The organism is Paenibacillus sp. JT22N15, from assembly GCF_059383755.1.
On sequence record NZ_JBXENV010000025.1, the window covers coordinates 22011 to 39232 of the forward strand.

Sequence of the window (17222 nt, forward strand, 5' to 3'; positions counted from 1 at the left end):
GTTGTGGATTACCAGGGTAAGGAGGTGTATAGTCATGGCTAAGAAAGTCATCAAGATGGTCAAACTGCAAGTTCCTGCAGGTAAAGCGAATCCAGCTCCACCTATCGGTCCGGCGCTCGGTCAAGCAGGCGTTAACATTATGGCGTTCTGTAAAGAGTTTAACGCTCGTACAGCAGATCAAGCAGGTTTGATTATTCCGGTTGTTATTTCCGTATTTGAGGATCGTTCATTCACATTCGAAACTAAAACTCCACCGGCAGCAGTATTGCTCCGCGTAGCAGCAGGTATCGAAAAAGGATCAGGCGAGCCGAACAAGAAGAAAGTAGCTACCGTTAATCGCGCTAAGGTCCGTGAAATCGCGGAACAAAAAATGCCCGACTTGAATGCAGCTTCCGTTGAAGCAGCAATGCTTATGATCGAAGGCACTGCACGCAGCATGGGCGTTACAATCGTTGAATAATTGCGTTTGATCCGTTAGGATAACAAACGAAGGGCTGACTGTTACAAGGATGCTCGGACTGTGAAGCTTAGGCTTCACTGTGGGAGGATTTTCCCTAGGAGGATTTTCCGCTATAACCACTTGAGGAGGATATTTACAATGGCTAAACATGGCAAGAAGTATGTAGAAGCTTCCAAGCTGATCGATAGCGAAGCGACTTACGAGTCGTTAGAAGCGATTGAGCTTGTGAAAAAAGCAGCAACAGCTAAATTCGACGAATCCGTTGAAGTTGCTGTACGTCTGGGTGTAGACCCTCGTAAACAAGACCAAGCAGTGCGCGGCGTCGTTGTACTTCCGCACGGTACTGGTAAAACTAAACGCGTCCTCGTATTCGCAAAAGGCGATAAAGCGAAGGAAGCAGAAGCTGCTGGCGCTGATTTTGTCGGCGACGCAGACATGATTAACAAAATCCAACAAGGCTGGTTCGATTTCGACGTTTGCGTAGCAACGCCGGATATGATGGCTGAAGTTGGTAAACTTGGTCGTATTCTCGGTGGTAAAGGCCTTATGCCTAACCCTAAAGCCGGCACAGTAACGTTTGACGTTTCTAAAGCCGTGCAAGAGATTAAAGCCGGTAAAATTGAATACCGTCTGGACAAAGCTGGTCAAATCCATGCTCCAATCGGTAAAGTATCCTTTGATGCTGATAAGCTTGATGCTAACCTTCGCGCTCTTGTAGAAGCTTTGGTTCGTGCTAAACCAGCTGCAGCTAAAGGTGTATACTTGAAAAACATCGCCGTTTCCTCGACAATGGGCCCTGGCGCTCGCGTCTCCGCTGCTAGCTACCGCTAATAGCAAGGAACGGAACTAAAATCGAACACGCATACCGTAGACAGTAGGTGCCGAAAGGCTTAATTTCCTACCGAGGTGTTATGATAAAGCGTTTGTGTGCGGCCTTGGGTCGTACTAACGAACCATCATGGCCTTCGCTACTTAATAGCGGAGGCTTTTCTCATGCATCGCGGCAAGAGATCTGACTCGTCAAATAACGGAATGTACAAATAATACAGGAGGTGTACAGTTTGGCAAACGCAAAAATCATCCAAGAGAAACAACAAGCGGTTGAAGTTATTACAGCAAAGCTTCGTGATAGCTCCAGCACTGTCGTTGCCGATTATCGCGGATTGAACGTTGCGCAAGTTACAGAACTTCGCAAACAACTGCGTGAGGCTGGCATCGAGTTTCAAGTTTTGAAAAACTCGCTAGTTCGCCGTGCTACTGAAGCAGCTGGTCTTTCTGAGTTGAATGAGATTCTAACTGGACCGACAGCTATTGCTTTCGGTAACGAAGATGCAGTTGCTCCAGCAAAAATTCTTAATGATTTCGCTAAAAAGAACGACGCTCTGAAACTTAAAGGCGGCGTTGTTGAAGGTAAAATCGTTGATATGGATCAAATCAAAGCGCTGGCGGAACTTCCGTCTCGCGATGGATTGCTTTCCATGCTCCTCAGCGTATTGCAAGCCCCAGTGCGCAACTTCGCGCTTGCGGTTAAAGCAGTTGGCGAGCAAAAAGAAGCTCAAGCTTAATTTTTTTCACACGTATCGAATCTGCTGCTCGTTTAAACTTGCAGCTTAAAAAAACTAAACCCACTTCTGGAGGTATAACCATGTCTAAAGATCAAATCTTGGAAGCCATTAAAGTTATGACCGTTCTTGAACTGAACGATCTTGTTAAAGCAATCGAAGAAGAATTCGGCGTTACTGCTGCTGCTCCTGTAGCTGCTGTTGGCGGCGGCGCAGCTGTTGAAGCTGAGCAAACTGAGTTCACTGTTATCCTTAACAACGCTGGTGCTTCCAAAATCAACGTTATCAAAGTCGTTCGCGAAATCACAGGTCTTGGCCTGAAAGAAGCGAAAGATCTGGTTGATAGCGCTCCTAAAGCAATCAAAGAAAACGTTGCTAAAGAAGAAGCAGAAGCAGTTAAAGCTAAGCTTGAAGAAGCTGGCGCAGCTGTAGAAGTTAAGTAATATCTCTTCTTTAGAAGATAGCGGGCCCCTTGAAACGCTACGTTTCAAGGGGTTCGTTCTATGTTTAAAATAAAAACATTTATAAGCTAGGCACTTATAAATGTTTTTATTTCATCGCGAAACGGAAGCTTTGCCACCAGAGGACGGCAACAGCCGTTTACGCTTGAATCTATGAAAGTATAAGGTTCGACCTTATCAGGTCAGGGGGGATTCGCATGTCAGACCATTACTATACGCCAAGCCCCGGCGTGAAAAGTGACCGGCGCATTCACGAAGAAAAGCTGCGCGGTTTTGAATTGAAATTTATGACGGATGCTGGCGTTTTTTCGAAAACGGGTGTCGATTACGGCACGCGTGTGCTGCTGGATGCACTGGAGCTGAAGGGCGAACGCAGCGTATTGGATGTCGGGTGCGGATACGGGCCGATCGGTCTTACCATTGCTCGGCTTGCTCCGGAAAGCCATGTAACGATGATAGATGTGAATGAAAGAGCGGTAGAGCTGTCCAAAGAAAACGCGCACAACAACGGCATAAAGAATATAACGGTTTATCAAAGCGACGTGTATGAAGCGGTTCGGCAGTCCACATTTGATATGATCGTCACTAATCCTCCTATACGGGCTGGGAAAGAGATTGTACATCGTATTTTTGAAGAAGGCTATGGGCTATTGGCTCCTGGCGGAACGATGTGGGTCGTCATTCAGAAAAAGCAGGGCGCCGCATCAGCGGAAGCGAAGCTTGAGACGTTGTTCAGTGAAGTAATCGAAGTGACGAAAGATAAGGGCTATCGAATTTACAAAGCTGTTAAATGAGTCATTTGATTCCTTGACTTGACTTTCTATATGTGGTAAGATTATAAAATGTCAGCATTAAATTGGGCTAAATCTCTTTAGTCAACTAAAATGTCAAGTGCGAATTTTTAGCGCAAAATGCATATAGAATGCGTAGTTGACGTATAATGTTTACATTTTGGGCAAAATTACTTGATATGGATTCTATACGCTTGCGCTGCGTATGGTTGGCTCGTGGAACATGCTCTTTTTTCGAACTATTCGATAAGGGCTTTTCTTTATTTGAATAAGTAAGCAGTTACGCAGTACGTTTCGTTGCTGTGAGACAGACATGAGGGGTGAGGTTAAGTTGGCAGGACAACTTGTTCAGTATGGTCGGCGCACGCGGAGAAGTTATGCCCGAATCAACGAGGTGCTGGAAGTCCCGAACCTGATTGAAATCCAACAAAAATCGTACGAAAAATTCTTGGAAACAGATTTAATTGAGTTATTCCAAGATATTTCGCCGATTCAGGACTTTACGGGCAATCTATCGCTTGAGTTTATCGACTACAGCTTGGGCGAACCGAAATATTCGGTCGATGAATCAAAAGAACGCGATGTGACGTATGCTGCTCCACTACGCGTGAAAGTGCGTCTCTTTAATAAAGAGACGGGCGAAGTGAAGGAACAGGAAGTTTTCATGGGTGACTTCCCGCTGATGACAGAGACCGGCACGTTTATCATTAACGGAGCGGAACGGGTTATTGTCAGCCAATTGGTGCGCTCCCCAAGTGTGTACTTCAGCACGAAGGTTGATAAAAACGGGAAGAAAAACTACACAGCGACCGTTATCCCGAATCGTGGAGCTTGGTTAGAGCTGGAGACGGATGCTAAAGATATTGTCTACGTTCGTATCGACCGCACTCGGAAAATTCCGGTTACGGTACTTTTGCGTTCGTTAGGCTTCGGCACTGACGCTGAAATATTGGAATTGCTCGGCCATGACGAGTATATTCGCAATACGCTTGATAAAGACAACACGGATTCTACCGAGAAAGCGCTGATCGAAATTTATGAGCGCCTTCGTCCAGGTGAGCCGCCTACGCTTGATAACGCGAAGAGCTTGCTCGTAGCACGCTTCTTTGATCCGAAACGCTATGATCTAGCAAATGTAGGACGTTACAAGATTAACAAAAAGCTTCATATCAAAAACCGTCTATTCAACCAGCGCTTGGCTGAAACGCTTGTCGATCCTTCGACAGGTGAAATCATTGCCGAAGCAGGTCAAATGATTGACCGCCGCTTGCTGGATGACATTTTGGAGAAACTTGAAACGAATGTCGGCTTCAAAACGTATCACGTCGCCAATGGCGTACTTGATGCAGATAGTATTCCACTGCAAGCAATCAGTGTATTCTCGCCGCTTGACGAATCCAAAGTGATTAAGGTCATTGCGAACGGAATTATTGATAAAACAGTGAAGCACGTCACGCCGGCAGATATTATTGCTTCCATTAACTATTTCCTTAACCTGCTTCAAGGTGTAGGAAGCACGGATGACATTGACCACTTGGGCAACCGTCGTCTGCGTTCTGTAGGGGAGCTTCTGCAAAACCAATTCCGTATCGGTTTGTCCCGTATGGAAAGAGTTGTGCGTGAACGGATGTCGATTCAGGATGCTAACGCGATTACGCCGCAGGCGCTGATTAACATTCGTCCCGTTATAGCTTCGATTAAAGAGTTTTTTGGATCCTCACAGCTCTCGCAGTTTATGGACCAAACGAATCCGCTTGCTGAACTGACGCACAAACGTCGTCTGTCTGCACTCGGACCCGGCGGTTTGACGCGTGAGCGCGCGGGCTTTGAAGTCCGTGACGTCCATCACTCCCACTATGGGCGGATGTGTCCGATCGAGACGCCAGAGGGACCGAATATCGGTCTGATCAACTCCTTGTCCTCCTTTGCCCGCATTAACGAATATGGCTTCATTGAAGCTCCTTATCGTTGGGTAGATGCGAAGACAGGAATTGTAACGGAACAAATTTCGTATTTGACTGCAGATGAAGAAGACAACTATGTAATCGCGCAAGCGAATGCGAAGCTGACTCCAGAAGGAACATTCGAAGAGAGCAGCGTTATCGTTCGTTACAACAAGCAAGCTGACAACATCCTTACGATGCCAAGCGAGCGCGTTGACTACATGGACGTTTCTCCTAAACAGGTAGTATCGGTTGCGACGGCGCTTATTCCGTTCCTGGAAAACGATGACTCCAACCGTGCGCTAATGGGTTCCAACATGCAGCGGCAAGCCGTACCTCTCTTGATCCCGAAAGCACCGCTTGTCGGTACGGGTATGGAGCATAAGTCGGCTAAAGACTCCGGTGTATGTATTGTCTCCAAACATGATGGAATTATTGAACGAGTATCTGCCAATGAGATTTGGCTGCGCCGTGTAGAGCAAATTGACGGCAAGTCGGTAACTGGCGATCTCGTTAAGCATAAGCTTCATAAGTTTACGCGTTCCAACCAAGGAACATGCATTAACCAGCGTCCGCTTGTACACAAAGGCGACGTTATCCAAAAAGGCGATATTCTCGCTGATGGACCGTCAACTGAGCAAGGCGAATTGGCACTGGGCCGCAACGTGGTCGTTGCCTTTATGACATGGGAAGGCTACAACTATGAGGATGCTATCCTTCTTAGTGAGAAGCTTGTTAAAGAAGACGTATATACCTCGATCCACATTGAGGAATATGAGTCGGAAGCCCGTGATACGAAGCTTGGACCAGAAGAAATTACACGCGACATTCCGAATGTCGGCGAAGAAGCACTGAAAAATCTCGACGAGCGCGGTATTATCCGTGTTGGTGCAGAAATCAGTGCAGGCGATATTCTCGTTGGTAAAGTAACACCTAAAGGTGTAACAGAGCTGACAGCTGAAGAGCGTCTTCTTCATGCGATTTTCGGTGAAAAAGCTCGTGAAGTAAGAGACACTTCGCTTCGCGTACCGCATGGTACTGACGGAATCGTTGTGGACGTAAAAGTATTTACCCGCGAGAACGGCGATGAGCTGCCTCCTGGTGTAAATCAACTCGTTCGTGCTTATATCGCTCAAAAACGGAAAATTTCCGAGGGTGATAAAATGGCCGGACGTCACGGTAATAAAGGGGTTATTGCCCGCATTATGCCGGAAGAAGATATGCCGTTCCTGCCAGATGGCACACCAGTTGAAGTTGTTCTCAACCCACTGGGCGTACCTTCCCGTATGAACATCGGCCAAGCGCTGGAAGTTCACTTGGGTCTCGCTTGTAAACGTCTTGGCTTGCATGCTGCGACGCCTGTATTTGACGGCGCGCGGGAGAATGACGTTTTTGATGCCATGGAAGAAGCAGGCATGCAGCGTAATGGTAAGACTGTACTTTATGATGGTCGTACGGGTGAAAACTTCGAACGTGAAGTTACTGTTGGCGTCATGTACATGATCAAACTCGCGCACATGGTTGATGATAAAATCCATGCTCGTTCCACAGGTCCTTACTCGCTCGTTACGCAACAGCCATTGGGTGGTAAAGCTCAATTCGGCGGACAGCGTTTCGGTGAGATGGAAGTATGGGCGCTTGAAGCATATGGTGCTGCTTACACCTTGCAAGAAATTCTTACAGTCAAATCCGATGATGTTGTTGGTCGCGTGAAGACGTATGAGTCGATTGTTAAGGGCGAGAACGTACCAGAGCCGGGCGTACCAGAGTCATTCAAAGTATTGATCAAAGAACTTCAAAGTTTGGGTATGGACGTCAAAATCCTGACCGAAAATGAAGAAGAGATCGAGCTGAGAGAGTCGGATGACGATGATGACGCAGCAGGAGATAAGCTGAATCTTAATTTAGAAGGCGCTGAAGTAGGCGCTCTTGAATAAAAACCTAGCCCAGCTGCGTGTACGCTTCTAGCGAATACGCAGCCGCTAGTATGCATGAAATAGCCATACATGACGAAGGAGGGTTGCTCCTTGTTGGACGTGAACAACTTCGAGTATATGAAAATTGGGCTTGCCTCGCCTGAGAAAATTCGTTCCTGGTCCCGCGGAGAAGTTAAAAAGCCGGAAACGATCAACTATAGGACGTTAAAACCGGAGAAGGAAGGCCTCTTCTGCGAGAAAATTTTTGGTCCTACCAAAGACTGGGAGTGTCACTGCGGCAAGTACAAGCGCGTTCGCTATAAAGGCGTCGTCTGTGATCGCTGTGGCGTTGAAGTAACACGTGCGAAAGTTCGCCGTGAGCGTATGGGACATATTGAGCTTGCAGCTCCTGTATCCCATATCTGGTATTTCAAAGGGATTCCTAGCCGCATGGGCTTGGCATTGGATATGTCGCCTCGTTCGCTTGAGGAGATCATCTACTTTGCATCTTATGTTGTAACTGATCCTGGTGATACGCCGCTGGAGAAAAAACAGCTGCTGTCCGAAAAGGAATACCGCAGCTACCGTGAGAAATATGGCTACGGCTTCCACGCTGGAATGGGTGCTGAAGCAGTCAAAAAACTGCTGCAGGACATTGAAGTGGAGAAAGAGCTGGAACAGCTTAAAGAAGAGCTTCGTACGGCTCAGGGCCAACGCCGTAACCGTGCCATCAAGCGTCTTGAAGTTATCGAAGCATTCCGCAATTCTGGCAATGAGCCGGAATGGATGATTCTCGATGTGCTTCCAGTTATCCCTCCTGAGCTTCGCCCGATGGTACAACTGGATGGCGGACGTTTTGCAACGTCTGACCTTAATGACCTGTACCGTCGTGTAATCAACCGTAACAACCGTCTAAAGCGCCTGCTTGATCTGGGTGCTCCTGACATTATCGTGCAAAATGAGAAACGTATGCTTCAAGAAGCAGTTGATGCGCTGATTGATAACGGCCGTCGTGGTCGTCCAGTGACTGGACCGGGTAACCGTCCGCTCAAATCGCTCAGCCATATGCTTAAAGGTAAGCAAGGACGTTTCCGTCAAAACTTGCTCGGTAAACGTGTCGATTACTCTGGCCGTTCCGTTATCGTAGTAGGACCGAACCTGAAGATGTTCCAATGCGGACTTCCGAAGGAAATGGCGCTTGAGCTGTTTAAGCCATTCGTTATGAAAGAACTCGTCAACAAAGGACTTGCGCACAACATTAAGAGCGCGAAGCGCAAAGTTGAGCGTGTAAGCCCTGAAGTATGGGATGTTCTTGAAGAAGTAATTAAGGAGCACCCGGTTCTTCTTAACCGTGCCCCGACCCTTCACAGACTCGGTATTCAAGCATTTGAGCCGATTTTGGTTGAAGGCCGCGCCATCAAGCTTCACCCGCTCGTATGTACCGCTTATAACGCGGATTTCGACGGTGACCAAATGGCCGTTCACGTACCTTTGTCTGCAGAAGCACAAGCGGAAGCTCGCTTGCTCATGCTTGCATCGGGCAACATTTTGAACCCTAAAGACGGCAAGCCAGTCGTTACGCCTTCCCAGGATATGGTTCTCGGCAGTTACTATCTGACGATGGACAACAAGGAAGCGCATGGTACGGGTTCGGTGTTTGCAACGGTGAATGAAGCGGTATCGGCGTACCAACGCGGTATTGTTTCGCTGCATGCACGGATCTTTATTCCGGTGAAAGTTTTGAAAAAGACTGTGTTCACCGAAAAACAACAGCAGTCGTTGATGTCAACGACGGTTGGTAAAGTTATTTTTAACGAAATTTTCCCGGAAGATTTCCCGTATATCAACGAGGCTACGAAAACGAACCTCTTGAACGGTACGCCGGATAAATATTTTGTATACGAAAAAGGCAGTGATTTGAAAAAAATCATTGAAGAATTGCCGATAGCAGGCGGTGTAGGTAAAGATTATCTCGGTAATATTATTGCTGAGTGCTTCAGAAACTACCATACGACGCTGACGGCTGTCATCCTTGACCGTATCAAGCAGCTCGGCTTCACTTACTCCACGCGTGCAGGTATTACGATCGCCGTATCGGACGTTATCGTGCCGCCGGAGAAAACAGAGCTTCTTAAAAAATCGGATGATCAGGTTGCTATCGTTATGAATCAGTACCGTCGTGGTCTGATTACGAACGAAGAGCGTTATGACCGGATTATTAGCATTTGGAGCAAATGTAAAGACGAGCTGACGGAAATTTTGATGAAGTCCATGGATCGTTACAACAACATTATGCTCATGGTTGATTCGAAGGCACGGGGTAACAAATCGCAAATCACCCAGCTGGGCGGTATGCGTGGTCTGATGGCCAACCCATCGGGCCGGATTATCGAGTTGCCAATCAAATCGAACTTCCGCGAAGGTCTGACGGTACTCGAGTACTTCATCTCGACGCATGGAGCGCGGAAAGGTCTCGCGGATACAGCTCTTCGTACAGCTGACTCCGGTTACCTGACTCGTAGGCTCGTTGACGTTGCACAAGACGTTATCGTTCGTGAAGAAGATTGCGGAACCGATAAAGGCTTCTCCGTGAGCAAAATTCAAGACGGTAAAGAGGTTATTGAGGATCTGTACGATCGTATTGAAGGCCGTTACGCTTTTGAGACGGTTCGTCATCCGAAGACTGGCGAAGTTATCGTCAGCCGCAATGATCTGATTGACTCGAACAGAGCCGATGCGATTATTGATGCGGGTATTGAAAAACTGCAAATCCGTTCCGTGCTTAGCTGCCGCGCTCGTCATGGCGTATGTAAAACTTGTTATGGCCGCAACCTGGCAACAGGCAAGCATGTTGAAATCGGTGAAGCAGTAGGTATCATTGCCGCTCAATCCATCGGTGAGCCAGGAACACAGCTCACGATGCGTACATTCCATACCGGCGGTGTTGCCGGAGACGATATTACGCAAGGTTTGCCGCGTATCCAGGAGCTTTTCGAGGCGCGTAATCCGAAAGGTCAAGCGATTATCACCGAGCTTGATGGTGTGGTCAAAGAAATTCGTGAAGCGAAGGATCGCCGTGAAATCGAAGTTCAAGGTGAAGCGGAATCCAAAACTTATGCGATCACTTACGGTTCGCGTATCCGTGTTGTAAAAGGTCAGCATCTTGAAGCCGGCGACGAGCTGACAGATGGTTCGATTGACCCTAAAGATATGCTTCGGATTAAAGGTATCCGCGGCGTTCAAAACTATATTTTGCAGGAAGTACAGCGCGTCTACCGGAACCAAGGGGTAGAAATCAATGACAAGCACATTGAAGTCATGGTTAAGCAAATGCTCCGCAAAATCCGTATCGTTGATGCGGGAGAAACGAAGCTTCTGCCAGGCGCATTCGTAGACATTCATGAATATGAATCTGCCAACCGCGAAGCGATCTTTGCTGATAAAGAGCCAGCAGTAGCCAAACCGGTATTGCTCGGTATTACGAAAGCGTCTCTTGAGACGGATTCGTTCTTGTCGGCAGCTTCTTTCCAAGAAACGACTCGCGTCTTGACTGACGCTGCTATTAAAGGCAAAGTCGATCAATTGCTTGGTCTGAAGGAAAATGTTATTATCGGTAAGTTGATTCCAGCTGGTACGGGTATGCCGCGTTATCGCAATATCCGTCTGGTAGGGCTTGAGGATGAGCAGGAAACTGTTGTAAACCAAGGCGAACTGGAATCAGAAGCAGTTACCGTTGACTAAAGCTTGAAGCATGCATGCGGCGGCGGCCTCCCCTAGTAATTGAGGGGAAGCTGCCTGCGTATGCGTACATCGAGGCTATAGCAGCTTTTCAGAAGAGGTAAAGACTAGCATTTGCGGTTTTTCTGATAAAGCTACTTGACACTCTAGGTGTACAGGTGATACTATATCGAAGTGTGCCTAATTGTGTGATCTTCTACCGCTAAAGGATAGGTGATTCCATGCAGTTTAAAGTTGGCGCGAAACAGACGACGAAGATGCTTGAGCAAGATAAAGCAGTCGAAGTCTACATTGCTCAAGATGCAGATCCGCGAATGAAAGAGAAAGTTATTCATTTGTGTGAGCGGTCGAGTATCCCGGTCAAATGGGTAGAAACGATGCAAGACCTTGGGAAAACCTGTGGAATTGATGTCGGAGCTGCTATGGCAGCGCTCGTAACCGATGATGAATAAAGGAAAAAAGCATTTTTGCTGGTGCAACTTCAACCTGATGATGGACTGGTAAGAATTTTTATTTGTTCTTTTATGAACCACCTGGATCTGTGGGCTTTAAAATTAGGTGTAATGTCTACCATATTAAATGACATGAATAACGGAAGGGGGTGGCAACATGCCAACAATTAACCAGCTAGTCCGTAAAGGACGCCAAGCTAAAGTCGTAAAATCGAAATCGCCAGCTTTGCAAAAAGGTTTCAACGCCTTGAAACGTGAAGCTACAAACATCAGTGCTCCGCAAAAACGCGGTGTGTGCACTCGTGTAGGTACAATGACTCCGAAAAAACCGAACTCTGCACTTCGTAAATACGCGCGTGTACGTTTGACTAACCGCGTAGAGGTTACAGCTTACATTCCGGGTATCGGACATAACCTTCAAGAGCACAGTGTCGTATTGATCCGTGGCGGACGGGTAAAAGACCTTCCGGGTGTACGTTATCATATCGTTCGCGGCGCTTTGGATACAGCGGGTGTTAACAACCGTAACCAAGCTCGTTCGAAATACGGTGCTAAACGTCCTAAAGTTAAGAAATAAAAATGGTTTTACCACTAATGAAATTATCATTCAAGAAAGGGGGACTTTCTCATGCCACGCAAAGGTCCTGTAACAAAACGCGATGTGCTTCCGGATCCGGTTTACAATAGCAAACTGGTAACGAGACTCATCAACCGCATTATGATCGACGGTAAACGCGGAACAGCTCAAACGCTGTTGTACGATGCCTTCAAACTGATCCAAGAACGCACGGGTAAAGATCCGATGGAAGTGTTCGAAGCAGCTTTGAAAAATATCATGCCAGTACTTGAGGTTAAAGCACGCCGTGTCGGCGGTGCCAACTATCAAGTGCCGATCGAAGTTAAACCTGAGCGCCGTACATCGCTTGGTCTCCGTTGGCTCGTGAACTACTCACGTAACCGCGGTGAGAAAACGATGGTAGAGCGTTTGGCTGCTGAAATTACTGATGCTTCCAATAACACTGGTGCATCCGTTAAGAAGCGCGAAGATACACACAAAATGGCAGAAGCAAACAGAGCGTTTGCTCACTACCGTTGGTAGGATTCGGCTAACGCTGAATCAACAAATAATCTCATTTAATGAGAGGAGATCAGTTCATGGCTAGAGAGTTCTCCTTGAAAAATACACGGAATATCGGGATTATGGCGCATATCGATGCGGGTAAAACCACTACAACTGAGCGTATCTTGTTCTACACAGGCCGTACTCACAAAATCGGAGAGGTGCATGAAGGCGCCGCTACGATGGACTGGATGGAACAAGAGCAAGAGCGCGGTATTACGATTACGTCTGCCGCGACGACTGCTCAATGGGATGGTCACCGCATCAATATCATCGATACCCCAGGACACGTTGACTTCACAGTAGAAGTTGAACGTTCCCTCCGCGTATTGGACGGGGCAGTTGGCGTTTTCAGTGCAAAAGAAGGCGTTGAGCCTCAGTCCGAAACCGTATGGCGTCAAGCAGACCGTTACGGTGTACCTCGGATCGCTTATATCAACAAAATGGACATTATCGGTGCAGACTTCTTGAACGTTATCAAGGATATGCGCGAGCGTCTACAAGCAAATGCTGTTGCGATTCAAATTCCGATTGGCGCTGAAAGTGATTTCGTAGGCGTTATCGATATCGTTGAACGCGTAGCTTACAAATACAAAGATGATCTCGGAAAAGACCCTGAGAAAATCGAAATTCCTGCTGAGTACGCCGACCAAGTCGAAGAACTCCGTACGGAATTGATCGAGAAAGTTGCCGAGCTGGACGAAGAATTAACAATGAAATATCTGGAAGGCGAAGAAATTACGATTCCAGAAATTAAAGCAGCGCTTCGTAAAGGCGTTTGTGAAGTTAAAATCTTCCCAGTTATCGTTGGCTCCTCGTACCGTAACAAAGGCGTTCAAATGATGTTGGATGCTGTTGTTGACTATCTTCCATCGCCACTTGATGTACCAGCTATTAAAGGTATGCTTGATGACGGTAGTGAGGAAATTCGTCAATCTTCGGATTCAGAACCGTTCTCGGCTCTGGCATTCAAAATCATGACGGATCCTTATGTAGGTAGATTGACGTTCTTCCGTGTGTATTCTGGCGTCCTGAAATCCGGTTCGTATGTTCTGAATGGTACAAAGAACAAACGTGAGCGTATTGGTCGGATTCTGCAAATGCATGCGAACAGCCGTCAAGAGATTTCCGAAGTTTACTCCGGAGATATCGCAGCTGCAGTTGGTTTGAAAGATACCATTACAGGTGACACGCTTTGTGATGAAAAACATCCGATTATTCTTGAGTCGATGAATTTCCCTGAGCCAGTTATCTCGGTTGCTATCGAACCAAAAACGAAAGCTGACCAAGACAAACTCGGTATCGCGATTTCCAAGCTTGCGGAAGAAGATCCTACATTCCGTGCGCATACGGATGAAGAAACAAACCAAACGATTATCTCTGGTATGGGTGAGCTTCACCTTGAGATTCTAGTTGACCGTATGCTTCGTGAATTTAAGGTTGAGACAAACGTTGGTAAGCCTCAAGTTGCTTATCGTGAGACGTTCCGTCAAGCTGCAAAAGTCGAAGGTAAATTCGTACGTCAATCCGGTGGTAAAGGTCAATATGGCCATTGCTGGGTTGAATTCGTTCCACAAGAGCCGGGTGAAGGCTTCGTGTTCGAAAACAAAGTTGTGGGTGGATCGATTCCTCGTGAATTTATCGCTCCAATCCAAGCTGGTATCGAAGAGTCGATGAAAAACGGCGTTATCGCTGGATTCCCGCTCGTTGATGTTAAAGCGATTGTTTTCGACGGATCTTATCATGATGTTGACTCCTCGGAGATGGCGTTTAAAATTGCAGGTTCGATGGCGCTTAAAGCTGCCAAAGAAAAATGTAAGCCAGTTCTGCTTGAGCCAATCATGAAAGTTGAAGTTACTGTTCCTGAAGAGTACATGGGCGATGTAATGGGTATGTTGAACTCCCGTCGTGGTCGCATTGAAGGTATGGATACTCGCGCAGGTGCGCAAATCATCCGTGCTAAGGTGCCTCTCTCCGAGATGTTCGGTTATTCCACAACACTTCGTTCTGGTACACAAGGACGCGGTGTATTCTCGATGGAGCTTTCTCACTATGAAGAAGTTCCTAAATCGATTGCTGAAGAGATTATTGCTAAAAACAAAGGCGAATAATATTTGCCTTTGTCTAGGTTAGTCTTTTTTACTCCGGTTGGCATTACAGCTTGCTAAGCAAGCAAGTGTTCAGCCACTATATAAAACCTTTTAAATATTGAGGAGGATTAAGTTCAATGGGAAAAGCTAAATTTGAACGTAACAAACCGCACGTTAATATCGGTACTATTGGTCACGTCGATCACGGTAAAACGACTCTGACTGCAGCAATCACTACTGTACTTTCCAAAAAATACGGCGGTGCTGCTATCGCTTTTGACCAAATCGATAAAGCTCCAGAAGAGCGCGAGCGTGGTATCACGATCTCGACAGCTCACGTTGAGTATGAGACGCCAGCTCGTCACTACGCTCACGTTGACTGCCCAGGTCACGCCGACTATGTAAAAAACATGATCACTGGTGCTGCACAAATGGACGGAGCAATCCTAGTAGTTTCCGCAGCTGATGGCCCTATGCCACAAACTCGTGAGCACATCTTGCTGTCCAAGCAAGTTGGCGTTCCTTACATCGTTGTATTCCTGAACAAATGCGACATGGTTGAAGACGAAGAGCTTCTTGAACTGGTTGAGATGGAAGTTCGCGACCTTCTTTCCGAGTATGAGTTCCCAGGCGACGACACTCCAATCATCCGTGGTGCAGCTCGTGAAGCTTTGCAAAACCCTGACGGTCCTTGGGCTGAAAAAATCATCGAGCTCTTCGAGCAAGTTGATACTTACATCCCAACTCCTGAGCGCGATGTTGCGAAACCTTTCCTTATGCCTGTCGAGGACGTATTCACAATCACTGGCCGTGGTACAGTAGCAACTGGCCGTGTTGAGCGTGGCGTTATCAAAGTAGGCGACGAGATCGAAATTATCGGTCTTGCTGAAGAGTCCCGCAAATCCGTAGTAACAGGCGTTGAAATGTTCCGTAAATTGCTTGACTCCGCTCAAGCAGGCGACAACGTTGGCGCATTGCTTCGTGGTGTGGACCGTAAAGATATTGAGCGTGGACAAGTATTGGCTAAACCGGGTTCGGTTAAACCACACACTAACTTCACTGCACAAATCTACGTTCTGACTAAAGAAGAGGGTGGCCGTCACAAGCCTTTCTTCACTGGATACCGTCCACAGTTCTACTTCCGTACAACTGACGTTACTGGTATCATCAACCTGCCAGAAGGTACTGAAATGGTTATGCCTGGCGACAACATCACAGTTACTGTTGAGCTTATCGCTCCAATCGCGGTTGAAGAGGGAACTCGTTTCTCCATCCGTGAAGGCGGCCGTACTGTAGGCGCTGGCGCTGTAGCAACTATCCAAAAATAATCGCGTGCGGCTTTAAGCCGCGCACGAATCAAACCTCTCACCTCGGTGAGAGGTTTTTTATTTTCCATGGACAAGTCATTGACGGGGCTGCTGCATCGCCTTTAATATGAGAGAAGATGTATACAGCTGCGATAGAGGGAAACCTTATGGGAACGTAAGACAGAAGCAGCTTATTATGTAGGGGAGGTTTTACAGAAGATGAGAAAAAATATGTGGGTAGGATTAATGCTGGTCCTCGTTTTGGTCATTTCGGCATGTGGGGGCAGCAAAGGAAACGGCAATACAGGGGAACAGGCTTCAACTGCACCAAGCAGTTCTGCTGAAGCAACGGACAGTGGGGCGAAAGAAAATTATAAAATTTCAATCTCGCAATATGTAGAGCATCCGTCGCTTGATGCAACAAGAGAAGGATTTATTGCTGCCTTGAAGGATGCGGGCTTGGTTGAAGGACAGAATTTAACCATTGATTTTAATACAGCTCAAGCAGATCAAGCAAACAACCAAACGTTGGCTCAAAAGATCGCAGCTGATAAAAGTGATTTGGCGTTAGGTATTGCTACACCATCAGCACAAGCGCTTGTGAAAGAAGTGACTGATCGTCCTGTGCTGTTCGCAGCTGTTACTGATCCGATTGATTCGAAACTCGTTACAAATCTTGATGCACCAGGCGGTCTTGTTTCAGGAGCGTCGGATACAAATCCAGCAGCAATTACAGAGCTTATGGACTTTGTAGCTGCTAATTTTTCGAAAGTGAAAAATGTTGGCCTTGTCATTAACGAAGGTGAGCCTAATGCAGTGGTTATGGCTAAAATTGCAGAAGAAGCGCTCGCTAAACATGATATTAAGCTCGTTCGTGCAGCTGTGAGTAACACATCAGAAGTACAGCAGGCAGCTGCTTCCCTTGTGGGTAAAGTAGATGCACTGTATATTACATTGGATAATTCAGTAGTGAGCAGTCTGGATACATTGATTAAAGTAGCTAATGATAATGATCTTCCGTTTTTTGCGAGCGATCGCGATACGGTTGAGCGCGGCGCCTTTGCAACAATTGGTTTCAAATATTATGATCATGGTTACCAAGTAGGTCAAATGGCTGTGGATATTTTGAAAAACGGCAAGAAGCCGGGCGATATGAAAGTAACAGTGCCGGACAAGCTTGATCTTATTTTGAACATGAAGGCAGCTAAGGAACAAGGCATTACGGTGACCGATGAGATGAAAAATCAAGTCAAGGATGCTGCTTCCAACATTATTGAATAGTTCGCAACTTAACGGGATTTTTTAAAAAAAGTAACGTAACGGCTATTGTCGCCATTAGACGGCAGTAGCCGTTTACAATTGGCCCGTTTTTTATGAGGAGG

General features: G+C 46.8%; 13 protein-coding genes and 1 other annotated feature. All 13 genes read left to right on the plus strand.

What is annotated here, in order from left to right; translation table 11 throughout:
- The first annotated feature begins 34 nt into the window (after positions 1-34).
- Positions 35-460: a 50S ribosomal protein L11 gene (gene rplK, locus AC50X8_RS31000; RefSeq protein WP_494883436.1), complete on the plus strand. Its 426-nt coding sequence runs from the start codon at positions 35-37 to the stop codon at positions 458-460.
- A 138-nt stretch (positions 461-598) separates the two neighbouring features.
- Positions 599-1291 (plus strand): 50S ribosomal protein L1, encoded by a 693-nt coding sequence (rplA, locus tag AC50X8_RS31005; protein WP_056035763.1) that lies wholly within the window; start codon positions 599-601, stop codon positions 1289-1291.
- Positions 1292-1307: 16 nt separating this feature from the next.
- Positions 1308-1461 (plus strand) — a sequence feature (ribosomal protein L10 leader region).
- Positions 1462-1521: 60 nt separating this feature from the next.
- Complete coding sequence (rplJ, locus tag AC50X8_RS31010; protein ID WP_056035766.1) at positions 1522-2025, plus strand: 50S ribosomal protein L10; 504 nt, start codon at positions 1522-1524, stop codon at positions 2023-2025.
- 80 nt (positions 2026-2105) lie between these two features.
- Positions 2106-2465 (plus strand): 50S ribosomal protein L7/L12, encoded by a 360-nt coding sequence (gene rplL / locus AC50X8_RS31015; RefSeq protein ID WP_046234213.1) that lies wholly within the window; start codon positions 2106-2108, stop codon positions 2463-2465.
- Positions 2466-2680: 215 nt separating this feature from the next.
- A complete protein-coding gene (locus tag AC50X8_RS31020; RefSeq protein WP_494883438.1) occupies positions 2681-3277 on the plus strand; it encodes a class I SAM-dependent methyltransferase in 597 nt (198 codons plus the stop codon).
- A 310-nt stretch (positions 3278-3587) separates the two neighbouring features.
- Entirely contained in the window at positions 3588-7154 is a 3567-nt protein-coding gene (gene rpoB / locus AC50X8_RS31025) for a DNA-directed RNA polymerase subunit beta (protein WP_056035773.1), read from the plus strand.
- A 90-nt stretch (positions 7155-7244) separates the two neighbouring features.
- A complete protein-coding gene (rpoC, locus tag AC50X8_RS31030; RefSeq protein WP_046234216.1) occupies positions 7245-10874 on the plus strand; it encodes a DNA-directed RNA polymerase subunit beta' in 3630 nt (1209 codons plus the stop codon).
- A 218-nt stretch (positions 10875-11092) separates the two neighbouring features.
- Complete coding sequence (locus AC50X8_RS31035) at positions 11093-11323, plus strand: ribosomal L7Ae/L30e/S12e/Gadd45 family protein (RefSeq protein WP_056035776.1); 231 nt, start codon at positions 11093-11095, stop codon at positions 11321-11323.
- Between the two features lie 157 nt (positions 11324-11480).
- Entirely contained in the window at positions 11481-11900 is a 420-nt protein-coding gene (gene rpsL, locus AC50X8_RS31040; protein WP_046234218.1) for a 30S ribosomal protein S12, read from the plus strand.
- Positions 11901-11951: 51 nt separating this feature from the next.
- Positions 11952-12422, plus strand: coding sequence for a 30S ribosomal protein S7 (gene rpsG, locus AC50X8_RS31045; protein WP_046234219.1), 471 nt, complete (start codon positions 11952-11954; stop codon positions 12420-12422).
- Positions 12423-12478: 56 nt separating this feature from the next.
- A complete protein-coding gene (fusA, locus tag AC50X8_RS31050; protein ID WP_056035778.1) occupies positions 12479-14554 on the plus strand; it encodes an elongation factor G in 2076 nt (691 codons plus the stop codon).
- Between the two features lie 116 nt (positions 14555-14670).
- Complete coding sequence (gene tuf, locus AC50X8_RS31055; protein ID WP_056035781.1) at positions 14671-15861, plus strand: elongation factor Tu; 1191 nt, start codon at positions 14671-14673, stop codon at positions 15859-15861.
- A 198-nt stretch (positions 15862-16059) separates the two neighbouring features.
- Complete coding sequence (locus AC50X8_RS31060; RefSeq protein WP_494883440.1) at positions 16060-17121, plus strand: ABC transporter substrate-binding protein; 1062 nt, start codon at positions 16060-16062, stop codon at positions 17119-17121.
- The last annotated feature ends 101 nt before the right edge of the window (positions 17122-17222 follow it).

Coding starts and splice junctions, on each gene's coding strand:
- rplK (WP_494883436.1), top strand. CDS start 35: ATGGCTAAGAAAGTCATCAAGATGGTCAAACTGCAAGTTCCTGCAGGT.
- rplL (WP_046234213.1), top strand. CDS start 2,106: ATGTCTAAAGATCAAATCTTGGAAGCCATTAAAGTTATGACCGTTCTT.
- rpsG (WP_046234219.1), top strand. CDS start 11,952: ATGCCACGCAAAGGTCCTGTAACAAAACGCGATGTGCTTCCGGATCCG.
- rplA (WP_056035763.1), top strand. CDS start 599: ATGGCTAAACATGGCAAGAAGTATGTAGAAGCTTCCAAGCTGATCGAT.
- fusA (WP_056035778.1), top strand. CDS start 12,479: ATGGCTAGAGAGTTCTCCTTGAAAAATACACGGAATATCGGGATTATG.
- rpsL (WP_046234218.1), top strand. CDS start 11,481: ATGCCAACAATTAACCAGCTAGTCCGTAAAGGACGCCAAGCTAAAGTC.
- tuf (WP_056035781.1), top strand. CDS start 14,671: ATGGGAAAAGCTAAATTTGAACGTAACAAACCGCACGTTAATATCGGT.
- AC50X8_RS31060 (WP_494883440.1), top strand. CDS start 16,060: ATGAGAAAAAATATGTGGGTAGGATTAATGCTGGTCCTCGTTTTGGTC.
- AC50X8_RS31035 (WP_056035776.1), top strand. CDS start 11,093: ATGCAGTTTAAAGTTGGCGCGAAACAGACGACGAAGATGCTTGAGCAA.
- AC50X8_RS31020 (WP_494883438.1), top strand. CDS start 2,681: ATGTCAGACCATTACTATACGCCAAGCCCCGGCGTGAAAAGTGACCGG.
- rpoB (WP_056035773.1), top strand. CDS start 3,588: ATGAGGGGTGAGGTTAAGTTGGCAGGACAACTTGTTCAGTATGGTCGG.